Source organism: Aureliella helgolandensis (assembly GCF_007752135.1).
Taxonomy (GTDB): Bacteria; Planctomycetota; Planctomycetia; order Pirellulales; family Pirellulaceae; genus Aureliella; species Aureliella helgolandensis.
This window is the reverse complement of the sequence record NZ_CP036298.1, coordinates 1,454,317-1,478,931: the sequence shown is the minus strand read 5'-3', so window position 1 is coordinate 1,478,931 and position 24,615 is coordinate 1,454,317. Positions and strand designations below refer to the sequence as shown.

The following is a 24,615-nucleotide window of genomic DNA, read 5'->3' as shown; positions in this document are numbered from 1 at the left end:
GCCGATGATTCCAAGCTACGTCCTTGGTGATCGCGACGCCCCTCCCCCAACAGATCCCAGTACCTGCGTACGGGATTTCGCAAGAGTTGCGAAGGCAACAGCCTTTCGCATCTGCGCCTAGATGCCCCAAATTTTGTTTCCATAAACGGAGTGCTCTGATGAAGTGTCTTGGTAATGGCCTTTCGCGTCGCAATTTTATGACGGTCGGTGCGTTTGGTGGGTTGTGCCTGTCCGATGTGCTGCGGATGCGCAGTGTCTTAGGTGATCAGAAGAACTACGACTTCATCCCTGCCAAAGCGGAAAGCATCATTCACATTTTCTTGCCGGGTGGCCTGGCCCAGCAAGAGTCTTTTGACCCCAAGCCCTTCAGCCCGCTGGAGTATCGGGGCGAAATGGGGTCAATCAAGACCAATACTGGCGAAATCATTAGCCAGACCCTACCCCAACTGGCAAAGTGCGCAGACAAGTTCACGATCATTCGTTCGATGAGCCATGGAGAAGCGGCCCACGAGCGTGGTACCCATAACATGTTCACCGGTTACAAACCGAGTCCAGCCTTGATCTACCCTAGTTTCGGTAGTGTGGTCAGCCACGAATATGGGCCGCGCAACAATCTTCCCCCTTACATCTGCATTCCCAACCAACCGAACGAGTTTGCGGGAAGTGGTTATCTGAGCAGTTCGTATGGTCCGTTTAGTCTGGGGGCCGATCCAGCCAAGGCGGGCTTCAAGGTTCAAGACCTAAATTTGGCCGGCGGCGTCGATGCCGAGCGGTTTGCTCGACGTCAAGACGCACTGAGCACAGTCAACCAATACTTCAGCTCGCGGCACAATGCAGACTCGGTAACTGCCATGGATAGTTTCTATGAGCGAGCCTACAGCCTAATTAGCTCCGAAAAAGCTCGCGACGCGTTCGACATTGAAAAGGAAGATGCGGCCATGCGAGATCGCTATGGCCGCAATCAAGCAGGCCAACGCTTGCTATTGTCGCGTCGCCTGGTGGAAGCAGGTGCACGACTGGTAACGATGACCTACGGTGGCTGGGATATGCACACCAACATTACCAATGGAATCAGAAACAGCATGCCCGCTCTCGACCAGGGACTGGCGGTGCTGTTGAACGACCTCGATTCGCGAGGCTTGCTCGACACAACCCTGGTCATGGTCTCCACAGAGTTTGGGCGCACTCCCAAGATCAACTCCGACGCGGGCCGCGATCACTGGCCCAAGGTCTTCAGCCTAATGTTGGCCGGAGGTGGAATTAAGCGTGGCTACGTGCACGGTGCCTCCGATCCGACCGCAGCAGAACCGGATTTAGATCCTGTTTCGCCAGAGGATTTGGCCACCACGATCTATCACTTGCTGGGCATTGTGGCGGACAAGGAATTGATGAGTCCCGGTGACCGGCCTATCGAAATCGTGGACGGCGGCAAGGTCATCAAGCAATTGTTAGCTTAGCGAAGACGGCACTACTTAGGTTAAGGCTCCATAGGACTCCGACATGAAGTTTGATCGTTGCGTACTATTGTTTGTCGCCGTAGCTCTAGGAATGGGCACTGCCTACGCAGATTCTCCGGCTGTTACCATGCTGACTCCAGCTGGATTCCAACGTGGTACAGAGACTGACGTGCTGATTACCGGCGCGAGGCTGGGCGATGTCACGGAATTGCTCTTCTACGATTCCGGAGTTGAAGTCCTCGAACTCAAGCCGGAGGGCGAGGGGAAGGTCCATGCCAAGCTAAAGATCGCAGAGACGTGCGAACCGGGACTGCATGCGGTCCGATTAGCGACGAGCAGTGGGATTAGCAACCTCCGCTACTTCGGTGTGACGAGCTTGCCGCAAGTAGACGAAGTGGAACCGAATAGCGATTTTGCGACCCCTCAATTGTTGGCACTGAATTCTACAGTCAATGGCATCGTCAAGAACGAGGATGTGGATTACTACTTGGTCGAGTTGGCTGAGGGGCAGAAGCTCACGGTAGAACTCGAAGGTCTGCGTCTGGGGACGGAGTTCTTTGATCCGTTCGTTGCCATACTGGATGAAAATCGCTTCGAAGTGGCCCGGTGCGATGACGCCCCATTGCTTCAGCAGGATTGCGTGTGTGCCTTTGTTGCTCCGCAAGCGGGTAAGTACACTATCGAAGTCCGCGAAAGTAGTTTTGGCGGTAGCGATCGTTCGCAATACCGTTTGCACGTGGGTGATTTCCCACGGCCCCTGGCCATCATCCCTGCGGGCGGCCAACCGGGTGAAAAGATCAATGCGACGCTGGTCGATGCTTCCGGAGAGACCTGGCAAGAGGAAATCCAACTGCCCGATACTCTCGGAGAGTTTAATTACGTTGCGAGCCGCGATGGCAAACTCGCTCCCTCTCCGAACAAACTACGCGTCGTCGAACTTCCCAACGTCTCTGAGAGTGAACCCGACGACGATCGCGCGACGCTAACAGCAGTCGATGTTCCCGTTGCGTTCAATGGAGTGCTTCAAGAAAACGGGGATGTGGACTGGTTCAAATTCAAGGGCAAAAAAGATCAACAGCTTGAGTTTACGGTCTACGGTCGTCGCGTCTTACGCTCCCCCATCGACAGCTGGCTCGAAATTCACAAGGCTGCCGGTGGTCGACTGGCTGCCAATGACGACGCTGGTGGCCCCGATAGCGTTCAAGCGTTCAAAATCCCTGAGGACGGCGAGTATTTGGTAGCCATCCGAGACCAGTTGGAAGAAGGGAGCCCCACGCACGCTTACCGCATCGAAGTGGCTCCGGCAGCCGTCGCCGTAGAACTGGCCATTGACGAACTCCAACGCTACCAGTCACAAACGGTGGAGATTCCGCAGGGTGCGCAAATGGCGGTTTTACTGCGAGCCTCTCGCAAGAACTTCAGTGGGGACCTGGGGCTGCACATCGAAGACGCAATACCTGGCATTGAATTGACCACCCCGACCATTGCCGCCAACCAAAGCTACATCCCCATGCTCATCAAGGCTTCAGCCGATGCTCCGGTGAAGGCCTGCTTGGCAGCGTTGATCGCCGAGCCATTGGCCGAAGGGGCTAGCGTCCGGGGCACGTTGAACCAACGCACGATGTTGGTCCGCGGGCAAAACAATCGCGATATGTGGGGGCACGATTCCGACCGCCTAGCCTTGGCGGTAACGCGAGCACTCCCCTTTTCCATCAAGGTAGTCCAACCCGAGGTCCCCATCGTTCGCAATGGAAATACCGAATACGTGGTACAAGCGACGCGGCAAGAGGGATTCAAGGAGCCCATCTACCTGCGCTCTCTCTACAATCCTTCGGGACTCTCGGCGAGCGGTTCGGTGAAAATCGAAGGCGATCAATTGGAAGCTCGAATTCCGGTGACAGCCAACGCAAAATCGGCCCTGGGCAGTTATCCCATCACGATTCTAGCGCGTGCCAAAGCGACCAACTCCAATGTCTGGGTGGCTAGTGAATTCATCACCCTCAATGTTGAGGACGGGTACTTTGCGTTTACCTTCGCCAAGACCGTTGCCGAAGCGGGTGCTTCGGCTCCCTTCACGGTTGGCTTGGAAGTCAAGCGTCCGCCCGAAGGCGAAGTGGAATTCGAACTCGTCGGCCTGCCGGCGGGCGTAACGAGCACGCAACCTACCGTCAAATACACCGACGGGATGCAGCAGATTTCTTTCCCATTGCAAGTAGCTGCCGACGCGAGGGTCGGACAATTCAAAACGCTCTACGTAAAATCGACGATTACGCGGAGTGGTGGTCAGATCGTACAAACCGAAGGCCTCGGGGAAATTCAGTTGATCGCCCCACCGGTCAAAACAGCGGCGGCTCCGGCCAAAGCTGCGGCTCCCGCTGCACCGGCCGCTCCTTCCGAGAAACCACTTAGTCGGCTTGAGCAGCTCCGGCAAGCCAAAGCGTTGTTGGACGGAACTCAACCCAACGATGCTCAGCCGTAGTTCCCGATCCCAGTTGTGCTGAAAGGCCTACTGGACGCGCCGGTAACGGTTTCCCGCCAGCACAGCGAGCTCTCCCCCACGGTCCGCTACACCCCTCGCACTCAAACTCGCATTTCAGCCTACCGTTCGATTGGATTCGATCATGCTTAAAACGTTGACTCTTATTGCGGCATTGTTCGCCACGTCAATTCTCGTAGCTCCATCCGCTACAGCTGAAGAGCCGAAGTGGACTCAACTAGCAGTCTATCCCACAGACATCCGGCTCGACGGCAGCGCCGATTTTCAGAATGTGATCGCCGTCGCCACCCGCAGCGACGGAGTGACCCTGGATGTAACCGAGCAAGCAGCTTGGTCTCTCGCCAATGGAGAGCTGGCGACGTTGCGAGATTTCCGTCTACTCCCCATGGGTGCCGGCGAAACGAAATTGACAGCCAGCTGGAGTGAGCTGGCGGCCGAAAGCCAAGTCGCGATCGCCAACTCGGATGTGACCAAGCCCATCAGTTTCCACTTGGATGTAATGCCCGTTCTAACGCGGACGGGTTGCAATACAGGTTCCTGCCATGGTGCCGCGCGTGGGAAAGATGGCTTTCGCCTTTCGCTGTTCGGCTTCGATCCGGCGGGCGACTACCAGCGCATTACGCGAGAGCTGGGGATTCGCCGTATCAACCTAGCGGTTCCCGAGCAGAGTTTGATTTACCTCAAAGCCGTCGGGGCTGTACCTCACTCCGGCGGAAAGCGGATGGAACCCGACAGTGAGTATGCCAAGACCTTGCTGAGCTGGTTGCAGGACGATGCGCCAGCCGACGCCCAAGCACCTCCCACGTGCACCCAGGTCGAGTTATTTCCGCCAGAAGCGGTGATGGAGGGAGAGGGAGCCGCCCAGCGAATGGTTGCAGTCGCTCATTTCAGTGACGGCACGACCCGCGACGTGACCTCACTGGCCGCCTTTACGACCAACAATGAACTGACGGCCGCCGTCAACGACCAAGGTGCCGTTACCGCCGGAGTTCGTGGTGAAGCCTTTGTAATGGCGCGGTTCGACACCCATACGGTCGGTTCCCAAATCCTAGCCTTGCCCTCGGGCTTGGATTACACGCCACCTGAAGTCACCGGCAACTACATCGACGAGCTGGTGGCCGCCAAACTGCAGAAATTGCGAATTCTGCCGAGCGGCACCTGCACTGACGAAGAATTTATCAGACGGGTAACGATCGACATCGTGGGGCTTCTTCCAACCGAAGAAGAGCTGGCGGAGTTCATGGCCGACACCTCTCCAGACCGACGTGCCAAGCTCGTCGATCGCCTTCTTCAGCGGAAGGAATTCAGCGAGATCTGGGCCATGCGTTGGGCACAACTGTTACTCGTCAAGAGCGACAACCAAGTGAGCTACAAAGCGGCGTTCCAGTACTCAAGCTGGATCACCAACAAACTGGCTGCCGACACACCCATCGACCAGATTGTGCGCGAGATGCTGGCTTCCAGTGGAGGAGTCTTCGAGCAACCAGCCACCAATTTCTATCAGGTGGAACGCGACACGATCAAGACGGCCGAAAACGTGGCTCAGGTGTTCATGGGGATTCGCACTCAATGTGCGCAGTGCCACAATCACCCGTTCGATCGCTGGACGATGAACGACTACTACGGATTCACCTCCTTCTTTTCGCAAATCGGGCGTAAGACGGGCGAAGACTACCGCGAAGTCATCGTCTTCAACCGCGGCAGCGGAGAGATCAACCACCCACTTTCTGGCAAACCAGTTCCTCCCACATTTCTCGGCGGACCACAGCCCGAGATTAAAGGGGAGGATCGCCGCCAAGTCCTAGCGGACTGGATCACAAGTCCCGAAAATCCCTTCTTCGCGACCAGCATTGCCAATCGCGTTTGGGCTCAATTCATGGGGGTTGGCATCGTGCAGCCCGTGGATGACATTCGCGTTAGCAATCCAGCCAGCAATCCAGCCTTGTTTGATGCACTGGGGGAAAAGTTAATCGAGTACGAATTCGATCTCAAACAATTGGTGCGTGACATTTGTAATTCACAGACATACCAACGCAGCACCCAGCCGAATGAGTCCAATCGCTCGGATACTCGGAACTATGCCTTCGCGCAGGTCCGACGCGTCCCTGCAGAAATGCTTTTGGATTGCATCTCGCAAGCAACCGCGACCAAGGACAAGTTCCGCGGTTTGCCCCAAGGCGCTCGCGCTGTCCACATCGCAGATGGGAGCACCAGCACCTATTTCCTAACGACCTTCGGAAGGTCACCTCGGACAACGGTCTGTGATTGCGAAGCCAGCACCGATCCATCACTGTCGCAAGCTCTGCACCTGCTCAATGGCAGCTCAACGCAGGGCAAGATTGCTCAAGGCAAGCTGATTCCTTCCTGGCAGGAGCAGGGCTTGAGCACTCAGCAGATTCTGGAACGCATCTACATGCGATGCCTTTCTCGAAAACCGACGGAGCTGGAACTGGGAACACTGACTAAGATGGTTGCAGACGCTGGCAATGAGACGGTCGGTCTCGAGGATGCCTTTTGGGCTGTCCTGAACAGCCGAGAGTTTATGTTCAACCATTAACGCAGGCGACGCCTGCCCATTGCCCCAATACAGGCACAAGCGGCAGGCGAAGCGAGAGGTTCAATGGGGCTCCAAGCACGTTGGTGCTGGCCCATACCAGGAATTGGGGTTAGTCGCGCGTCGGGAGAAGCGGTCCAACGCGCAGAAACAAAGCCCCCACAGGGCCGTTCCGGCTTTGGGTGCGAACCACCTTCGTCTGGAGCATCTCAATAATCATGCTGTAACGAAGCACTAGGAAGAAGTCCAACAATATGATTCACCCCACGAAAACCAGCTCTCCGCCATCACTTGGCGTTCGCGCACTGCGTTGGATTGGCTCTGCGACTCCATTGGCATTCGGTCTACTGTGCGGCGTTTCCGCCAATCCGTTGCGGAGCATGGCCGACGAACCTGCCGAAAAGAAAATTACGTTTGACGATCACATCAAACCGATCTTTCGCGAGCACTGCACTGCCTGCCACGCCGAAGGGGACAAGGCGAGTGATTTGGCTCTCGACACTTACACGGGCGTGATGGCCGGCGGTTCCAGTGGTGATGTGATCGCTTCAGGCAATCCTGGCGGATCGCGATTGTACGCGTTGGTCAATCATTCGGAACGCCCCTTCATGCCACCCGATGAAGACGCGATTGCCAAGGAGAAGCAAGACCTCCTCAAGCTATGGATTGAACAGGGGATGCCTGAGAATTCAGGCAGTAAGATCAAGCGGGCCAGCAGTGCTGCCACAGCCATGCTGGGGACGGTTTCACTCGGCAAGCCCGATGGCCCGCCTCCCATGCCCGAGAGTCTGCTCGCACAGCCGGTCGTGGAAACCGAACGGAGTGCCGCAATCGCCGCGATGGCGGCCAGCCCATGGGCGCCCCTGATTGCCGTCGGTGGTCAAGAGCAGGTCGTCCTGTACCATGCTCAATCCGGTGAACTGCTGGGAGTCCTGCCCTTTCCTGAAGGCGAGCCGCAATCGCTTACCTTTACGCGCGACGGTAAACAACTACTCATCGCAGGTGGTAAACACAGCCACAGCGGGTGCGCGGTCTTGGTCGATATCGCCACCGGCGAGCGTATCACCAAGGTGGGTGACGAATTGGATACCGTATTGGCAGCGGATATTTCTCCCGACAAGAAGCGAATTGCCATTGCCGGTCCTCAAAAGATCATTCGCATTTTCGACTCGCTCTCTGGCGAGCAGGTCCAGGAGCTGAAGAAGCACACCGACTGGATTTTTGCGTTGCGTTTTAGCCCCGACGGCGTCTTGTTGGCGTCCAGTGATCGCAGCAACGGGTTGATCGTTTGGGAAGCCGATAGTGGTCTGCTGTATGCCGAACTAGCTGGTCACAAAGGCGAGATTCGAGCGATTGACTTTCGTGCCGATTCCAACGTCCTCGCCTCCGCCAGTTTGGACGGAACGATCAAACTGTGGGACATGCCTGAAAGCAAGGAGATCAAGTCATGGAACGCGCATGGTGGTGGTGCCACCGCCGTCGCCTATGCCCATGATGGATCCCTGGCATCCGCAGGTCGCGACTCCAAGATAAAGTGGTGGAACGCCGCCGGTGAGTTGCAAAAAGAGTTCTCTGGCCTCAGTGAAACGGCGTTGGAAGTCGCGTTAACCGGTGATGCAGCACAGATAGCGGGTGGCGACTGGAATGGCAAAGTGCAGATTTGGCAAACCGCCGATCCGGAGCAAGTCCAGTTGATCGCGGCCAATCCACCTTCGATTGAAAGTCGTTTGGAAGCTGCCAAACAAAGCTTCCTAGCGATCGAAACGGAGGTGACCACACTCCACCAAGTGGCAGAGAAATCCCAGCTAGCCACCACCGAAGCCCAGCAGGCATTGGCCGCGTTGCAAGCGACGGCATCCAATAGTCAGAAGAGCTTAGCCGGTGCACAATCCGAACTGACGGAATTGACCGCCCAGAGCACAACGCGACAAGCCCAAGTGGCGGAATTAGAGGCAGCTCTCGCCGCCGCCAAGGAGGCGTTGCTGAAGGTAAACGAAGCCACCAAGCTCAAGCGATCCCAAGTCGCAGAATTGGATGCCTTGGTCAAGCAGCAGATGACCGAAGTTGCCGCCAAGGAAGCAACTCAGGCAACCCTGCTAGCAGCGTCCCAGACTGCCGCCCAGAGCCTGGCTCAAAAGCAGGCACAAATGGAGCTTGCTCGTGCAGCCTTGGAAAAGGCCGCTGCAGAAAAACTGGCGTTGGAGCAGAAAGCAGCTGAACTGAATACTGCAGCGCAAACCGCTGCCGCTGCTGCAGGGAAATTGACCGAGCAATTGGCCGCCGCCGTGGAGGAGCAAGATCAACGAAGTGCAAAGATGCAAGAGATGGCTGTCCGCTTAGAAGCTCTCAATCAGCAATTGGCGAGTCTTCAAGCGCAGGCCAAGCAGGCTGCCGAGGAACAGAGCGCCGCGCAGTCGGCCTTGACCGATCAGCAGACCATGACAAGCCAGTTGCAAGCGGAACTGGAGGCGGCCGAGCAGGCGGCAGTCGAAGCCCAACAACAACTGGACTTGTTCAACCAAGCCTACAAAGCCCCACAGTGATAAACGCTTGAGAGCTAGGAGGGGTCTAGCAGTCCATCGGCCCAATCTGCCACAGCACCCGCTAAATCCTGCAGGGCAGGGGCGTGGGGTGACAGCTCCTCCAGACTGGAATCGCGAGCCATGCATTCGAGTTGCTCAGCGTACGCGCCCAGTTTCTTAAGGCCTACTTGGCGTACATTGCTCTTGAACGTATGAACAGCCCGTCGAGCTTGCTTGGAGTCCTCGGCCTTAAGTGCCGCTTGAAAGCTTCGCGCCAGCTTGGGCAACTCCCTGCCAAGGAGACGCAAGACATCGTTCATTAGACCCTCGTTGTCATGCAGCATGACGAGCAGTGCGGCCCTATCCGGAGCATCTTGCAGGGCTTGTTCCGGTGTCGGAGAATCGAGCCTATCGGGCGTATTTTCCAATGGAGTTGCATTTTCTTCCAGCGGCGATCCGAGCTGAAACTGGAGTGCTTCCGCAGCGTGAGGCCCTCCCTGTACCTGCTCGACGACGACTTTCAAGCAATCCAACGAGATCGGTTTGACCAGAAACAGATCCATTCCCGCGGCGGTACACAACTCACGATCTTGTCGCGTTGCATGAGCCGTCAGGGCACAGATGAGTTGGTGTTTTCCTGTTGCCAACTCGGTTTGCCGTATTTGGCGCGTGGCTTCCATACCATCAATATCTGGCATTTGGATATCCATCAAAACCAATTCGAAGGCCTGCTGGTTGCATAGCGTCACCGCTTCGCGGCCGTTGCTGGCAGTGGTCACAAGGTGCCCCAAGCCTACCAGCATATCCTTGAGGATCACTTGGTTGATCGTGCTGTCTTCGACCAGCAGCACGTGGGCACCACGCGTGGGCAAACTCTCGCTGACTGGCACTGGGGGACTGGGGCTGGGCTTGTTCGGTGAATGGCTGGTCAGCGCGCTGAGCAACTCGGACCGCCGGACGGGCCGACACAACCAAACCACATCGGCATGTTTGAGCCAAGTGGGCAGATGTTGCGGTTGTTCATGCGCCAGCAAATTGAGCAAAATCCAGCGTTCGACTACCGGAGCACTATCGAGTCGGAGGCGTTCCAACTCTCGAAAATCGACGATAACAATGGAGTTATTTCCAGCTGCAAAAAATTCAGACTGTTTGCGATCTCCCAATCGGGCGACCGGTATCTGAACGGTATCGTACCCCAATCTTTCAATCTCCCGTCGCAGCAGTATTTGCCAGGGCCCGCTGTCCATCGCCATCACAATTTTTTCCTTGTGAGACTTGGGAGCGACGGCCTTCACGTTCGGCAATTCCTGCTCTGCACCAACAACAAACGGTAATTCGAAGAAAAAACAACTCCCAGAGGCGGGGTTTCCCTCCATGTCATAAGCATTGGTAACTCCGATAGTCCCCTGCATCTTCAGCACAAGGTCTTTGCAGATCGCCAAACCGAGTCCTGTGCCTCCATACCTTCGTGTGGTACTACTATCCGCTTGATGAAAGGCTTCAAAAATCGACTGGCGTTGCTCGGCATCGACACCAATTCCACTATCGAGAACTTCAATCCTTAGGTGGATGCATTCCTCTGCTGGAATTCCTGCTGCAACGGCTGGCTGCGGAGCCCGCTTGCGTTCCCCGCTGGAGCCAGACGCTCGAGAGGCTGAGGGGGTTCGCTGTTCTGAAGAAGGTCCACGCGCAGGGGTGAGCCGCACACGCACATCGCCACGTTCCGTAAATTTGATTGCATTGCCGACGAGGTTGATAAGCACCTGCTTAATACGGTGCGCGTCGCCTAGCAGTACCGGCGGCACCTCACCGTCCAAGTCAATCATCAGCTCCAAGCCTTTGAGCTGGGCTCTGGCAGCGAGGGAGTGTGTTGCCTCCTCGAGCGTGGTGGCTAGGCAGAATGGGGCGGACACGATTTCGATATGCCCAGCTTCGATTTTGGAGAAATCGAGAAGGTCATCGATAAGTGTCAGCAGGTTGCTGGCCGAGACTTTCGCCAACCGCAGATAGTTGTGTTGGCGCTCGTTGAGGGGGCTTCGCGCCAGCAGCTCATGCAGGCCTACAATTCCGGTCAACGGAGTGCGTAGTTCATGACTGACATTGGCAACAAATTCACTCTTGGTGGCGTTGGCCTCTTCTGCAGCTTCCTTGGCAGATCGAAGTTCCTGCTCCGCCTTTTTGCGACGCGTAATATCGCGAATAAAAATAGCCCAGCCTTGCGAATCGTCGACCGTAAGAGGGTGTGCTGAGATCTCGGCATCAAACCAAGTTCCGTCGCTTCGTCTCAGCCGAGCTTCAATGCGGCGGCCGGTAGCCGATTTCAGAATGGTATCGATCGATGCCTTGCGTTCGAACTTCGAATTCCGATTCTCGGCGTCGGACGCCCGTTGTCCGTTCTCCATCACGTTGAAATGCATGATCGACCCGATGGTGGGTCGCGTAGCCACATCGCCACGCGCGAAACCGAGGATCGTTTCCGAAGCGGGATTCGCATCCAATGCGCGACCTTCACTGTCCACAATGAGTACCGCATCGAGGGTCGCATTGATCAGCGCGTGGGCTCGCGATTCAATGCGTTGCAACTCCTTGCGACTGATGTATTCCTCGGTGATATCCCAAAATACCCCCTGGACGCCAATCACCTTCCCGTCGTCGTCTCGCATGGCGGCTTTGCGGACTTGCATGTAGGAGTGAGAGCCGTCGGGCAGCTGTGTTTCCTCGACTCCGTTAAAGACCTCGCCCGAGTCCATGACAATTTGATCATCAGCCACGTACTTGGACGCCCCCGCGGAGGGGAACAGGTCAAAATCATCCTTCCCCACGACGTCTGCATACTCACGACCCACCAATCGACAAAAAGATTGCGAAACAAAAGTGAACCGCCCCTCGCAATCCTTCTGCACGACGTGCACGGGTAGATGCTCTAGCAAGGTTCGTCGATCGGATTCGAACTGCAGGACGGCGCGTTGTTCCACGTCGCGCTTGGTCGTCTCTTGATTCTGCAGGACTTCCTGCAAGTGCCGTGATTGACGTTTGAGGCGATTGGCCAGCCGGAGTTCGGTACGTGCTGGCCCCCAGGGGCTGCGTAGAATCAGCACATGAGCCGCTCCAATAATGAGATGGGAACAGGCGAGTCCCAACAATTGTAGGCGATGCTCCGTCGAATTTCCGTCGGGCGCATTCCACATGCTCAGCACAGAAAGGGTAATCGCCCACAACACGATCATTTTCACATGCTTGTGCGAAGCCATCGTGCACAGGGAGGTCACCACAATTGGCAGAATATAGGCGATGGGGTTTTGGCTGCCGAAGGCGGCTAGCGGTAGGTGGGCGACGCCAATCAAGCCCAAACCACCCCAAACCCTCTGACGACGGGGAATCAGGCGAAGAATTCGCGATGGCATGAGACTCACCCCTCGATAAAACAACCGGTAACACAATCGGAGAGCTCTCCGATATTTGGGAGAGCCGCAACTCGCAGATCCTAACGATTATCGCGTCGGAAAAGTGCCTATGAATAGGCAATTACTCCGTCATCAACAAAAAAGCCCTCAATCCTACAAATTTCCCAGGCGACAAAATTTGACAGTCATCAAATCTGTCCTAAGTTTCTAGTGCACCCATGAGAGAGCGGACCACCGTTCGCTGTGACTCAAGGTGCGTTGTCGTGGAGCTTGTTTTTCGGACGGCGGTGGCGAAGCCGAGGTTAAACAGCACACGTTTTTTTCTAGATACGCCCGTACGGGCGTTCTCTAAACCTGGAGAGATGCCATGAAGAATTTCGCCTCGAAGATCCAACGTTTCCTAAAGTCTGAAGATGGACCGACCGCGGTTGAGTACGCAGTAATGCTCGCTCTGATCGTAGTTGTGTGCTTGGGTGCTATTACCTCGATCGGTACTAGTGCTTCGGCAACCTTCACCGAAGTTGCAAACCAACTGTAGGTTGAATTGCGTCCACTCTTACGTCGGTTGTACCTATTCGGCGTACGAGCCGCAAAGAGAAATAGTCGGCCAATCGCGGTCTTCGCATCCATCCCTGGACGAAGACCGCTTGGCTGACATCGCTCACAATCACACACTTCCGTGGTTGTGACAACTCATCGAATCCTCCCTCAAGTCCCTTATCAGAAATCGCCGGAGCCAAGCATGTCACCTTGCCTTATGCCAGTCGAATCGATCTCCGGCCTGTGGGAACTCGCTTGTTTCGCAGGCACGATCCTCACCACTATGTTTGTGTGGATGCTCAGCCTGCGGTAAGACAACGACTGCAAACACAAATCACTGGATTTAGGTTGCCCAGACCAGACGGGTTCAACCGCCAACACTCGGAATTGGGTCGCAACCATGGAATCAATCATTAGTCAATTGTCGGAAAACGGGGCCATGTGGGCCGTCTCCGTTACTCTGGTCATCGCAGCAGTTATCGACGGGCTCTATCTCAAAGTGCCAAACAAGATCACCTACCCGCTGATTTTGGCTGGTTGGATCTACAGCACGGCCGTCGGCGGCTGGGCAGGACTGGGCTGGAGTCTAGCAGCGACCTTTTTCGGCTTGGCATTGCTCTTCGGTTTGCACCTCATCGGTGGTATGGGAGCCGGGGACGTCAAACTGCTCGCCGGTATCGCTGCCTTTGTGCACATTGAGCACACTTGGTACATCTTCGTTGCCACCACCATCGTCGGTGCCATCATGGCCATCGCACAGATCGCGATCAGCGGAGACTGGGTGAAGCACTGGACTCAAGCCCAAGCTTTACTTCACGAAATTGTCACCGTCCGCAATGCGGATAAGCTCTACGAGATCTCGCAGGAACGCAAGCCTCGCATGCGTCTGCTTCCCTACGGCATCCCCATGACGGTGGCTGCCATTGGATATTTCGCCTTCGCGGGATTGATCTAAGTAGAGCACGACACCGCCAGTAGTGAAGGCTTGCCCAAACGGACTATGCGTTAGTCGGTGCCGTAGAAATTCGTGCGAAATTAGGAATCCAGCTGAGCTCTCGAGCGGGAGCTTGGCTGGTCCCATAACCGCATCTCGGCGTGGCAGCCTGGCAGGGAAGATTCAGTCTGCAAGCCGCCGAAGGCGAAGAATTCCGAGTCGCCCGCGAGAGAAAACACTGGGATTGTTGGACAAATCCTTGGTTTATTCAAACCGTCCCCTAGCAATTGGACGATGCCAAACAGCGAGAACACCGTCCTCCAGTTTGCCGGTCCGATAGGGTGCGTTTTTAACGAACAGGGGAACTCCTCTTCTGAGGTGAGATGATCGGTCAACCTCAACGAGGTTGAAGCATGGGTTTGGCCAATGCCAATGATATCCAGCATGGACGCCGAGAAAACCTCCCAGCGTCTACATCAGCCCGCGAACCGGAATCAACGGCGTTTTCTTGAGAGTAAGCGACGAATAAGGTACGCAGGATGCGGCCCGCCGCGCGTACTGAATTGTTAGGCGTCTAAGGCAAACCGGCTATGCGAGCAAAATCACTTGTACTTCTTATCGTGGCACTTGGTTGCGGAATGATCGCCGCCGTCGCAGCAAGCAAAGCTGTGATGCAAGATGGCGGAGATTCTTCCGAGGCGATGACCGAGATCTTCATCGCAGTAAAGGAACTGCCACACCTCCAGAAAATCTCTGCGGAGAATGTCAAACTAGAAAAGTGGCCGTCCAAACGGCTGCCGACTGGTGCTATTACCAACTTGGACCAAATCGAAGGCAAATTCACCAACCAAAAGATTTTCCCGGGTGAACCCCTGCTAGAGCGTAAGTTGACCGACACGCGGGATAGCTTTTCGACGGGCATCCCCGAGGGCTACCGAATTTTCAGCATTACCGAATCGGCTAGCTATATCAAGCCAGGCGATCACGTTGATATCGTCGGAACGTTTACCATCGGCAGCGGACGCAATGGTAAGAAGGAAAGTTCAACCGTCATGCGCAATGTGACCGTGCATGGCATCAACGGTATCACCACTCGCGACAACGAAGAGAAAACGGCTGCGAAGTCCTACGACTTCCAACTCCTCGTCAAGGAAAGCCAGCTCGAAGCACTCACGCTAGCCAATAGCGTTGGAGATCTGCGGCTTAGCCTTCGCCCGTTCGGCGAAGATAATGAAGACACCGGGACGGACAATGGCGAGACGTTCATGAGCTGGATGCGTTCGCAAGAACCCGCAGCCAGCGAGGACGAAGATTTCGCAGCCACCCGTGGTATGGAATCGATGTTCACGAACACCAAAGTCGAGGCACCAGCTCCAGAACCCAAGAACTCGCTGAGCATCATCACCCCCAATGGAGTCACCCGCTACGAGTGGAGTGGGGAGAAAGACATCCCCCAACCGGTCAGTGAAAATGGGGCAAGAGGCGCAGGTGACGCAAACAATTCAATGCCAGCAAATCCGTGGGATGTAGCATCTGAGAATGTTTATTCAGGTTACGGTGGATATTCGCCGACATATCCTACAGGTACATCACTGTCGCAGCCCGCAGCGGGAGCCGAGCCAGCCGCCGCTGCTCCTTCGCCCAAAGTCGACTAGTAACGCTACCTACCCAAACAATGCTTCCAAGTACAGCCTAGCAAGCCATTGCTGGCAGTACGGGGAATGCACTAGCCCGAACTCTCGTCGACCGTTCTGCGAGCAGTATCGAAAACGTCAAGGATGACGTGGCTCAATGATAAGTCAATACAAGGATGTGATTGCATGGCTGTCTTGAAACGCTGCCCCCGCAACAAGTGGTTGCTACGACGCCTTTTCGCACGTGCTATCTGCGGGGTTCTGGCTACCGTCAGCGTCTGCGGCAGCCAGTCGGTCTCAGCCCAAGAGCAGCCACTGCACCAATGGCAGATCGTCAATACTAGCGTTGACGTTTCAAATTCAGAAGAACGCCAAGCTATGCGGATGGTGGTCAGCACCAGCCGTGAAATCACCGCGAACCAACCCTTCAAGAGTATCCGCATTCAGAATCCGGATATTCTGTCTGTTCTGCCGCTGGAGGGTGGCAATCGCCTTCAACTCTCCGCCCTGACCACTGGTATCACCCAGGTGGATCTACTCGGAGCTGACGAATCGGTCCACTCCATCGAAGTCATGGTGCTAGGGGATGTCCGCGAATTGGAGGCAATTCTGCGTGGCTTGTTCCCCGACGCAAATCTCCAAGTTGTGCCAGTCCAACAGGGCTGTATCGTCAGCGGATTTGTCACCAGCGACGACCACGTCGAAGAGGTCATGGAGATCGCTGAACTCTATTTCCCAACGGTGATCAACAAGGTGAACGTAACCGGCGTTTACACGATCCAGTTGGAAACTCAAATCATGGAGATTTCGCGGACGAAGCTTCGCGAACTCGGCATCGACTGGGCATTTGCCAACGGCGACGACTTCATCAAGCAATCGGTCGGCGGAATTGTGAGTAACGCGAGCGGCGCGATCTCCACAACAGGTATTGAAACCTTTCAACTGGGTGTGATTGAGAACAGTAGCACCTTCTTCACCGCCGTCCGTGCACTGCGTAAAAACAATCTGGTGAAGGTGTTGGCCAGTCCGACCTTGACCGCTGTCGATGGTCGCCCGGCTAGCTTCAATGCAGGGGGAGAAATCCCGATCCTGATCCCCGCTGGTTTAGGACAGGTCGCCGTTCAATTCCGCGAGTTCGGAACGCGATTGGATTACGTTGCCAAGGTACGCGGCAACGGTCGCATTTGGTTGGAAGTCCGTCCCTATGTCAGCGAAATCGATCCAAGTCGAAGCGTAGTCATCAACGGTACGAGCGTGCCTGGTCTCCGCAGCCGCTTCCTCGAGACAGGCGTCGAAATGGGTGCGGGCCAAACGCTCGCTCTGGCGGGACTGTTGCAGGTCAAGAGCGAAACGGTGAACCTCGGTCTGCCGGTTCTATCAGACATCCCCTACGTCGGCGCTCTTTTCCGCACCACGCGTGAGGAACAGAATGAGATCGAGTTGTTGATCACAGTGACTCCGAACTTTGCTGGTCCGATGGATCCCCATGAAGTTCCAAGCATGGCTCCAGGTATGTTCTCGCAGCCTCCAACGGACAAGGAACTGTATTGGAAGGGCTATGTCGAAACCCCTGTAGGCGGAAACGCGCAGTGTCCACCTGAGGCAGGCAATTTTGTCCCGAACCAGAACTATATCGATCCCCAACCGGGCTATTACCAAGAGGCAACACCTCCGCAATACATGAACGCTCCGACCGACGGAGGCTACAACACCCCTTCCGCTCCGCTGCCCACGGTGACTCCCAACGCGGCTGCAATGAACAACAGTACCAGTACTCCCAAACTCGCACGTCAACCGGTGACCACGAATCTTCCGCCAGCCCAAGCCCCGCAAGCGGGAGGCCAATCGCAAAACCAACAATACTTAGAGAGCTACCCAACTGGTGGTGTGGTGCGATAAGCACTTGAACCACCGTTTCCGTAGTAGCCAGCTGTTCTTATCGTAAGTCGTTTGAAGGCCAATGTTCAATGAGTAATGTACTCCGCCTCGCTTTGGTCGATCCGCAAGATGACTCGCGCGAAACCCTCAAGAAAATGCTCCTCGGGATGGATATCGTCTGGCTCGAGGCAGAGTGCTCGCGCTATGAGTTCTTTCCGGACGTCGTCACTCAATCTACTCCCGATGTTGGAGTCGTCAGTCTCGATGGAAATCCAGATTCCGCTTTGGCGCTGCTTGAGAAGATGCATGCCACGGCTCCCGACTGCGCCATCCTAGCGGTGAGTTCCAGTGGGGATGGGCAGTTGATTTTGCGAGCCATGCGGGCTGGCGCCAAGGAATTTTTAACACTGCCGTTGAGCCTTGATGATCTCATGGCTGCGTTGACGCGCATTTCCGATTCCAAGAACAAGGGGAAGAGCGGCGGAAACCGCAACGCAAAAATCATTGCGGTCGCTGGAGCTTCCGGTGGCGTCGGCTGCACCAGCGTCGCGGTAAACCTCGGCTGCGTACTCGCGTCCAATCCCGAGAATTCGGTTGCCTTGGTGGATCTCGATCTGGCGATCGGTGATGCCGATGTATTCCTCGACACCATCCCAGACTACAGCCTCCTCGACGTGACACAGAACGTCTCGCGGCTCGACTTCCAATTGCTCAAACGGTCATTGACCAAACACAGTTCCGGCCTCTACCTGCTCCCCCGTCCGGTGCAACTGCAAGACGTTGCCTACATCACCCCGGAATCACTCCGGCGAGTATTTGGGTTGCTCAAAGCGACCTTCTCACACATTGTGATTGACGTTTCCAAGGGATTCACCGAGATCGACTTGGCGGCCTTTGAGTTCGCGAACGATGTCTTAATGGTGGTCCAGCTCGACCTTCCGTGCTTGCGCAATCTCGTGCGGTTGCAAATGTCCTTTGACGAAATTGAAGGGCTGCGTGAAAAGCTCAAGATCATCGTCAATCGCGTTGGACTGGAGAGCGGCCAGATTAAGCTCAAGAAGGCGAAAGAAACGATCGGACGAGAAATCTTCGGACAGATCCCGAACGACTATCGCACGATGATCGAAGTGCGCAATAACGGTATCCCGCTGCTGGAGCAGGCGCCCAAGGCGCCGATCACGGTGGCGATGCAAAATTTGGCCAATGCGATCAATGGCAGCGGTGCTGAAAACGCCGAAGATGGCGATGATGCGGAAGCAGCCGGTGCCTCAGCCAGCGGCTCCAGCTCCTGGTTGAATTTCTGGCCTAACAAGGGCAAGCAGAAAAACAATCGCTAGCCGCTCAGCGGCCCCCCCGGGTGCTTCGTCAAAACTGGCGGGCGCACGAGGCGATCCAATGCAATGCAAAACGCCAGTGTCGGGACAGCCCGACACTGGCGTTTTTTTTGAGCTCAGCGGTTCCGAAAATTGTTATACACCAGGGTGGGTATGCACTTCGGCCGCAAGTTCCACATGGGACTCGGAAGCTGGCAGCTCGGCATGATCTTCAACTGCTGCAGCAGATGCCCGTGGCATTAGCTTCTCTTGGACAACATAGGCACCGGCACCGCTTAAGTAGCCAACGAGAGCCCATAGCGAAACGCGCTTGATGTACCAGATAAAGTCAATTTTCTCGAGGCCCATAGCAGCCACCCCTGCAGCGGAGCCAATGATCAAACAGCTCCCCCCAGTTCCAGCACAGTAGGCAAGGAACAACCAAAAGGTATCGTCCTTGGGGAAGTCGTACATGCCGATTCCAGCGGCAACCAGCGGCACGTTGTCGACGATCGCTGACAGTAAGCCGATCACCAAAGCGACCACTTGCATGTTAGGCACGACATCGGTGAGCCACCCAGCCAAGGACCGCAGGACACCTGTCGACTGCAGTGTTCCTACAGCCAAAAGAATCCCCAGGAAGAACAGGATGCTGGCGGTATCGATTTTCTTGAGAACCCCCACGACATTGGTGCTCGAGCGGGTCGCCTCATCAAGATCGTGCTTGACGAACTCGGACACAATCCAAATAACACTCAAGCTAAACATCATTCCCATGAACGGCGGCAAGTGCGTTACAGATTTGAAGATCGGAACAAAGATCAAACCAGCAAACCCGAGCGAGAGGAACAGGGTCGAGTGCCAGGGCTTGAGTGTCTTATCTTCGTGATCTCCGCTACGTTCCGGCCGTTCGACGTCCCCTTTTAACATCAAGGAGGCGATGATCAACGGCACGATCATGCAAATCAAACTTGGGATGATCAAGGCACTCATGACCGTGAAGGTGGAGATTTTGTCGCCAATCCACAACATGGTTGTCGTCACGTCACCGATCACTGTCCAGGCTCCGCCCGCATTGGCGGACACGACAATCATGCCGCAGAAGAACAGCCGCGTCTCGCGTTCCCGTACCAATTTTTTCATTAGCGACACCATCACAATGGTCGTCGTTAAATTATCGAGCACTGCCGACAGAAAGAAGGTTAAGAAACAAACCGTCCACAGCAGTCGTACTTTATTGAGCGTCTTGATACGGTCGGTGATGACTTTGAATCCCTCGTAGGCATCGACCAATTCGACAATGGTCATGGCCCCCATGAGGAAGAACAGGATATAGGCGATTTCACCAATCAGCGGCAGGAACTGCCCTTCGATCGCATAATGGATGGCCAACTCATGGGCCGAAACATGTCCGCCGGCGGCGGCCACCTCGGCTTGAAAAGCTTCGGGGATTCGCTCCATTGGCAGAAACGAATCGATGCCGATGATGTACAGCGCCCAGCAACTGGCCCCGATAAACAGCGCGGTAGCCGCTTTATCAATGTGCAGCGGGTGCTCCAGGGCAATCACCAGATAGCCCACAACAAACAATAGAATGATGCCTGCTAATAACATGTCTCGGTAACCTAACTCCGCTTTCGGATCTTTGAGAAATCAGCAGCATCGAAGTTCGGGCCAACCTCGAACAGCCTAACGGCACCTTCCAGCCTACCTCCAACCTTTTGGAGGACATTTAGCGTATCTGGATAAAAGTGCCGGTAAGGAATAGCACGCCGCTAGGATGCGTTCCGCTCATGTGAGCTTAGTTTGTACACAATTTACGGTTTTTATCCGATCTGCGTAGTCTAGTTTAGTTATGTCAAATATGCGGCCATTACACCCCCTCATGGGCCTCCATCCAGACTTGCCGTGGCAGGAGGCACCAATCGGTCGATCACCGTCGTGCCACAGCAGTCACTCCAAACGTTGACACTCGTGCGAAACATGTCCAAAACACGGTCTACCGCTAGGATAATTCCCTGATATTCAATTGGCAGATTGGCCGCTTGTAAGACGATCGCCATCATCACTAAGCCAGCATGCGGGATCCCGGCTGCGCCGATACTCGCCAACAACGCAGTCAGGGCGATGGCAATCTGCTGCGTCAGATCCATGTTGGCACCAAATGCCAATTGCCCAATGAATAACACCGCCACAGCTTCGTAGAGCGCCGTACCGTCCATATTGATGGTCGAGCCGAGCGGGAGCACGAAGGAGCTAGTGCGATTGGACACCCCCGCTCGCTTCTCAATATTGTTGATCGTTAGCGGCAGCGTGGCGTTGCTACTCGCACTGCTGAAGGCAGTGAGTAGGGCTGGCGACATCGCCTTCATCAATGCCCAGGGACTCCTGCGTGCCAGCACCCATACGATGATGGGGAGCGTCACCAGAGCATGAAACAACAACCCGCTGGCGACAGCCAACATGTACCAAGCCAACGCCGAAAAGACGGCAATCCCCTGGGTGGCCGTGACATAAATCATTAAAAGGAACACGCCGTAGGGGGCCAGCCCGATGATGGCAGCGGTCAGCAACATCATGACCTGAAAGCTATCGTCCGCCAACTGCCGCATCCGAACCAACGCCTCTCCACCGACCTTCAAGGTGAAAATGCTGAACAGCAGCGTGAAGGAGATGACCGATAGGAACGCAGAATTCGCGATCGCCGCAAAGGGATTGGTCGGGATCATGGTTTCGACCTGCTGCATCAGCGTCTCGGTCAACGTCGCGGGATGGACTTGTGCTTGGGCCACATCCAGTTTGAGCGACGTATTCAAGCCCGGGTTGATGATGTTGGTAACCGCCAAACCGGTCAGAATGGCCAAGCCGCTGGTGGCTACGTAGTAGGCGAGGGTTGCGGAAAACATCTTTTTGAAGCGACTCGCACCACTCATTCCCAGAATGCCGGTCGACAGCGAAGCGATGATCAGTGGCACGGAAACCATTTGCAACATCCGCAGAAACAGCCCACCAATCCGCTTGCACCATTTGCCAATTTGCTTCGCCCTACTGGGTGCTCGCTCATACAACTCGGCTGCCAAGGGCGACGTTTTCGCAAGATCGTCTACCGTCATCACACCTCCAGGTGTGTTCCCCGTCGGATCCACGATCCGCTCATGCTCCTCCCCCAACTCGTCGATCCACGACACTTGGATCGTATCGCTTGAATCACGGATGGTAGCCTGCTGCACACCAGCGGGGAGCCCACTCTGGAGCTCGGTGACGCGCGTGCTCCACTGCCAATTGACCGCAATCCCCAATACGGCTCCAAGAACCATTCCAATTAAGATCTTCCAATGCAGTTCCAACTTCACATTTATCCCCTGAAGCAAACTTTTAGGCCCCTATTGGGTGCCATCACCGAGACTTATTAACGGGGCATCGCACTGCAAGTTGTGTGGAGCACACCGGGAGGTTATTTTAGTCCCTACTGCTGCTCTTGAGTCCTGTAGCACGTGCGGCCTACCATTTTCAACAGCCTCATCGCTCAACAGCATGTTGATTTCGTTGTATTTTCAATCTCAATGCTTGAATCGCACGTCGAATAAAATTGCTGCAGCCACGAGTCCAGCTTTGCTTACCGGCTAGCCCCCGTCCCGTGAGCCAGGAAGGGTGGATGCAGCTAGCGGGCAATTGAGCGTGCAACCACACGGTAAAACTCAACGCGCTCTTAAATCAACCAGCCGTTACGCGGCCGGTTACTATACCAACAAGCCTCATGGGGTTCGATCCACACCCCACACTTCCCTACCATTCTGGCGACCGTTCGATGAGTACTCTTTTTGTCTGTTTAGGAGCTCTAGCTCTTCTCTTAATCGCCTACTTCACCTATGGAAAATGGCTCAGCAACAAATTGTTTGAACTGTCTGCCGACAGTGCGGTTCCAAGCAAAGCTCTACGCGACGATCAGGATTTCGTGCCCACCAAACGCAGTATTGTGTTTGGACACCATTTTACCAGTATCGCTGGAACGGGGCCCATTGTAGGTCCCGCCATCGCCGTGTTCTGGGGCTGGCTTCCCGCCTTGCTGTGGGTCGTCTTCGGCGCTATCCTCATTGGCGGTGTGCACGACATGGCTGCACTGGTCATCTCCATCCGCAATCGAGGTCAGACGCTGGGCGAGGTTGCCGGGCGGATGATTTCACCGCGTGCACGCATCCTCTTTCTGTCGATCTTGGCTCTCGCACTGTGGATCGTGTTGGCAATTTTCGGCTTGGTCATCGCCAATATTTTTGCCCTTTATCCGGAAAGCGTCCTCTCGGTGTGGATGGCCATGCCCATTGCAATTGGCATTGGATTCTGGGTACATCGCAGAGGAAAGTCGATCACGATCCCATCGATTCTTTCGCTGATCATACTCTATGCAGCGGTCTACGTAGGCGTCTACTACCTTCCCTTGGACTTAGCTCTGTGGTTACCCGACTCGGGCCCCGGCTCCTACCTCAACCCGATCGTGGTCTGGACCGTCCTGCTCCTGATCTACTGCTTTGCAGCCTCCGTTCTCCCGGTGTGGCTCCTCCTTCAGCCACGCGACTTGGTGAACAGCCAACAATTGTTTGTTGCGCTGAGTCTGCTCGTCCTGGGGTTGATCGTAGCCAGCCTAACGGGGTCAGCCGATCTGATGGCTTCCACCGAGGCGGTGTCCACGACCATTCCAGCCGATGCCCCTCCCATCTTCCCCTTCCTGTTCATCACCATTGCCTGTGGGGCTTGCAGTGGTTTTCACTGCTTGGTGAGCTCGGGGACGAGCAGCAAACAAGTGGAGTGTGAGCGCGATGCCCAAGCGGTTGGCTATGGGGCCATGCTGCTCGAATCGGCTCTGGCCGTAGTCGTCATCCTAGCTTGCACCGCTGGTGTGGGGATGGGCGCCTTGCAGAAACAAACCAACTCCAGCGAATACAGCTATCAAACGTCTGCCAGCGGAGAGAAACTCGTCGCTCGCGATGCCTGGAGAACCTACTACCGAACAGGCGACGATGGTGGCTGGAGCAAGCAGACGCTGGCGAAAAAACTCGCCGCATTTATCGAAGGCGGAGCCAACTTCCTGACTGCCATCGGAATTCCCGTGCGGCTTGGCATCGGAATTGTCGCTGTACTCGTCGCTAGCTTTGCGGCAACGACCCTCGATACGGCAACGCGTTTGCAGCGTTATGTCCTACAAGAACTGGGGGGCACGCTGCGCCTCCCCGCAGCGCAAAATAAATACGTAGCAACCACGCTCGCGGTAACCGTGGGAGGTGCCATCGCCATTTTTGCAGGGGACGCTCCAGGCAAAGGGGGGCTCATGCTCTGGCCCCTATTCGGTGCCACCAATCAACTCCTGGCCGGCTTGGCACTTCTCGTCGCCACGTTCTATCTTTGGCGCCGCAGCAAGACGATCGCTTTCCTTGCAATCCCCACCCTCTTGATGATGCTCGTCCCCGGTTGGGCGATGACCTACGACCTGTGGTACAACTGGATTCCTCAGGGCAAGTATCAACTCGTGGCCTTTGGCGTCAGCATTCTCGTGCTTCAGGTGTGGGTCTTCTTCGAAGCATTGATCGTCTGGAAAAAGGCTCGTGGAGTCCTGGAGCCTCAGCTAGCCCCCCTGCCGTCGGTTCCGGGAACCAACTAGAGCGTTTGCCCTCGACGCGTTAGGTATGCGATCCAGGCCAGCTGAGAGCACGTGCGTAGGTGGGGGCTGCCCAACACGCAACACAGCGCTCTGAACTGGCCCAATCGGTAAGCGGTCGCTCGACGCCGCGCACATGAAACCGGCACTCGCGCGCGACCGGGCAGTCGTTGCATCGACAACTTGCTGTGCAAGGCAGGCGTGGTTGCCGCGACAGCAGGATTTTCGAGTG

Annotated in this window: 13 protein-coding genes; 10 read left to right on the top strand and 3 right to left on the bottom strand. The window is 55.6% G+C overall.

Translation table 11 applies throughout. The features are described 5' to 3' along the window. Nucleotides 1–158 precede the first annotated feature (158 nt). The 4 genes from Q31a_RS05210 to Q31a_RS05195 all read left to right on the top strand — a co-directional run bounded on the left by Q31a_RS05210 (nt 159) and on the right by Q31a_RS05195 (nt 9,051). The gene (locus Q31a_RS05210; RefSeq protein ID WP_145075016.1) at nt 159–1,457 is read left to right on the top strand and encodes a DUF1501 domain-containing protein; all 1,299 of its coding nucleotides are present in this window, start codon (nt 159–161) and stop codon (nt 1,455–1,457) included. A gap of 43 nt (nt 1,458–1,500) precedes the next feature. Then, nucleotides 1,501–3,936 (top strand): PPC domain-containing protein, encoded by a 2,436-nt coding sequence (locus Q31a_RS05205; RefSeq protein WP_145075013.1) that lies wholly within the window; start codon nt 1,501–1,503, stop codon nt 3,934–3,936. A 142-nt stretch (nt 3,937–4,078) separates the two neighbouring features. After that, nucleotides 4,079–6,511 carry a DUF1549 and DUF1553 domain-containing protein gene (locus Q31a_RS05200; protein ID WP_145075009.1) on the top strand — a complete coding sequence of 811 codons (2,433 nt, stop codon included), beginning with the start codon at nt 4,079–4,081 and terminating at the stop codon, nt 6,509–6,511. Nucleotides 6,512–6,762: 251 nt separating this feature from the next. After that, complete coding sequence (locus Q31a_RS05195) at nt 6,763–9,051, top strand: c-type cytochrome domain-containing protein (RefSeq protein WP_145075006.1); 2,289 nt, start codon at nt 6,763–6,765, stop codon at nt 9,049–9,051. A 14-nt stretch (nt 9,052–9,065) separates the two neighbouring features. On the opposite strand, the gene Q31a_RS05190 is transcribed toward Q31a_RS05195, so the two are convergent. Continuing rightward, complete coding sequence (locus tag Q31a_RS05190) at nt 9,066–12,434, bottom strand: PAS domain S-box protein (RefSeq protein ID WP_145075002.1); 3,369 nt, start codon at nt 12,432–12,434, stop codon at nt 9,066–9,068. Between the two features lie 367 nt (nt 12,435–12,801). On the opposite strand from Q31a_RS05190, the gene Q31a_RS05185 reads away from it, so the two are divergent. The 5 genes from Q31a_RS05185 (at nt 12,802) to Q31a_RS05165 (ending at nt 18,757) form a co-directional block, all read left to right on the top strand. After that, a complete protein-coding gene (locus Q31a_RS05185; protein ID WP_145074999.1) occupies nt 12,802–12,972 on the top strand; it encodes a Flp family type IVb pilin in 171 nt (56 codons plus the stop codon). A gap of 402 nt (nt 12,973–13,374) precedes the next feature. Beyond that, nucleotides 13,375–13,929 carry an A24 family peptidase gene (locus Q31a_RS05180; protein WP_145074996.1) on the top strand — a complete coding sequence of 185 codons (555 nt, stop codon included), beginning with the start codon at nt 13,375–13,377 and terminating at the stop codon, nt 13,927–13,929. A gap of 569 nt (nt 13,930–14,498) precedes the next feature. Then, entirely contained in the window at nt 14,499–15,563 is a 1,065-nt protein-coding gene (gene cpaB, locus Q31a_RS05175) for a Flp pilus assembly protein CpaB (RefSeq protein WP_145074993.1), read from the top strand. A gap of 165 nt (nt 15,564–15,728) precedes the next feature. After that, complete coding sequence (locus tag Q31a_RS05170; RefSeq protein ID WP_197356235.1) at nt 15,729–17,441, top strand: type II and III secretion system protein family protein; 1,713 nt, start codon at nt 15,729–15,731, stop codon at nt 17,439–17,441. A gap of 68 nt (nt 17,442–17,509) precedes the next feature. Continuing rightward, nucleotides 17,510–18,757 (top strand): AAA family ATPase, encoded by a 1,248-nt coding sequence (locus Q31a_RS05165; protein ID WP_145074988.1) that lies wholly within the window; start codon nt 17,510–17,512, stop codon nt 18,755–18,757. Between the two features lie 132 nt (nt 18,758–18,889). Here the strand turns inward: Q31a_RS05165 and nhaD are convergent, their stop codons facing one another. Together nhaD and Q31a_RS05155 are read right to left on the bottom strand one after the other, a co-directional pair. After that, nucleotides 18,890–20,347: a sodium:proton antiporter NhaD gene (nhaD, locus tag Q31a_RS05160; RefSeq protein WP_145074985.1), complete on the bottom strand. Its 1,458-nt coding sequence runs from the start codon at nt 20,345–20,347 to the stop codon at nt 18,890–18,892. Between the two features lie 269 nt (nt 20,348–20,616). Further along, nucleotides 20,617–22,086, bottom strand: a complete 1,470-nt coding sequence (locus Q31a_RS05155) for a dicarboxylate/amino acid:cation symporter (protein WP_145074983.1) — start codon at nt 22,084–22,086, stop codon at nt 20,617–20,619. Nucleotides 22,087–22,541: 455 nt separating this feature from the next. Here Q31a_RS05155 and Q31a_RS05150 point away from each other — a divergent pair, with 455 nt between their 5' ends. Further along, nucleotides 22,542–24,386 carry a carbon starvation CstA family protein gene (locus Q31a_RS05150; RefSeq protein ID WP_145074980.1) on the top strand — a complete coding sequence of 615 codons (1,845 nt, stop codon included), beginning with the start codon at nt 22,542–22,544 and terminating at the stop codon, nt 24,384–24,386. Nucleotides 24,387–24,615: the final 229 nt, after the last annotated feature.